Annotated in this window: 1 protein-coding gene and 1 pseudogene; both read right to left on the bottom strand. The window is 65.1% G+C overall.

The genetic code is table 11. The annotated features are described in order from the left end of the window. Window positions 1–1,583: efflux RND transporter permease subunit (locus QZY06_RS09795; RefSeq protein ID WP_295683490.1), on the bottom strand; the 1,583-nt coding region annotated here is incomplete at its 3' end. Next, window positions 1,580–1,872: pseudogene (locus QZY06_RS09800) on the bottom strand (hypothetical protein); the annotation flags it as partial. The gene QZY06_RS09795 and the pseudogene QZY06_RS09800, both read right to left, overlap by 4 nt.

Below are 1,872 nucleotides of genomic sequence, written 5' to 3' on the forward strand. Positions count from 1 at the left end.
AGCAGCGCACTCCAGCGGAAGCGCAGGAAGCCGCCGAGGCCGCGCGCATAGCTGTTTTCCAGCGCGTTGAACATCGGCTCGGTGCGGGTGAACAGCCAGCCGTGGCCCTGATGCGCTTTCAGCAGGCGGGCGCTGAGCATCGGCGTCAGCGTCAGCGCCACGATCGCCGAGATCAGCACCGCGCCGGCGATGGTCACGCCGAACTCGCGGAACAGGCGGCCAGACAGGCCGCCCATGAACAACAGCGGCAGGAACACCACGGCCAGGGTGATCGTGGTCGACACCACGGCCATGAAGATTTCCTGGGTGCCGGAGATGCCGGCTTCGACCGGGCTCATGCCGGCCTCGATCTTGGCGTAGATGTTTTCCAGCACCACGATGGCGTCGTCGACCACCAGACCGATGGCCAGCACGATGCCGAGCAGGGTCAGCGTGTTGATCGAGAAGCCGGCGGCGGACATCACGCCGAACACGCCGATGATCGACACCGGAATCGCCAGCACCGGAATCAGGGTGGTGCGCCATTCGCGCAGGAAGGCGAACACCACCAGCACCACCAGCACGAAAGCGATGAAGATCGTCTCGGTGACTTCGATCAGCGAGCGGCGCACGTATTCGGTGTTGTCGTAGGCGACGTCGACGCTGAGATCCTTGGGCAGATCCTTGCGCACTTCATCGAGCCGCTTGCGCAGCTGGTTGACGATGTCGATCTGGTTAGCGCCCGGCTGCTGCTTGAAGTACAGGCCGGCGATCGGCGTGTCGCCCATCTTCAGCGCGCCGCGCTCGTTCTGGGCGCCGAGTTCGGCATAGCCGATGTCGCGGAAGCGGACGATGGTCGTCTCGCTGCGCTTGACGATCAGGTTGTTGAAATCCTCGGCGGTGCTCAGGCGAGACAGGGTCTTGACCGGCAGCTCGATGGCACTGCCTTCGATGCGACCCGACGGCAGTTCTAGGTTCTCGCGGTTGAGTGCTGCGCGCAGATCGATCGGCGAGATGCCGTAGGCGGCCATACGGTCCGGGTCCATCCACAGGCGCATCGCATAGCGCTTCTCGGCCGGCTGTTCGACCTGGGCGATGCCGGGCACCGTCTGCAGGCGTTCTCTTAGCGCATCGGCATAGGCCGACAGCTCCAGCTGCGAGCGCTGGCGGCTGCTGATCGCCAGACCGAAGATCGGGCTCGAATCAGCATCGGCCTTGTTGAGGATCGGCGGATTGGTATCCGGCGGCAGATTGCGGACTGCGCGAGCCAGCTGATCGCGGACATCGCTGGCTGCGGTCTCCAGATCGGAATCCAGCGAGAACTCGACGGTGATCTGGCTCGCACCTTCGCGGCTGGTCGAGGTCAAGGCACTGATGCCGGCGACCGAGTTGATCGCTTCCTCGAGCGGCTCGGTGATCTGCGCCTGCACCACTTCGGCGGCGGCACCCGGATAGCTGGTGGTGATCGAGATCGACGGTGGATCGACGGCCGGGTACTCGCGCACTGGCAATGACTTCAGGCCCAATGCGCCGAACAGCATGATCAGCAGCGAGATGACGATGGTCAGCACCGGCCGCCGGATGCTGAGTTCGGCGAGACTCATGAGCGTTCCTTCCCGGCCTTGGCCTTGTCGGCCTTGGCGGTGGCCGGCGCCTCCTTGCTGGCGCCGTCGCCGCCTTCGGTGGCATCGGCCACCGACAGGCCTTCGCGCATCTGTTGCAGGCCGGAAACGATCAGGCGATCACCGGCGGCCAGGCCGCTGAGGATCTGCACCTGGTTGGTGGTGCGGGTGCCAATCTCGACCGGCCGGCGCGTCGCCTTGCCGTCGACCAGCACGAAGACGTTCTTTTCGCTGACGCCGGGAATCACCGCTTCGGCCGGCACCAGAATGG

Source organism: uncultured Nevskia sp., from assembly GCF_903885465.1.
Taxonomy (GTDB): domain Bacteria; phylum Pseudomonadota; class Gammaproteobacteria; order Nevskiales; family Nevskiaceae; genus Nevskia.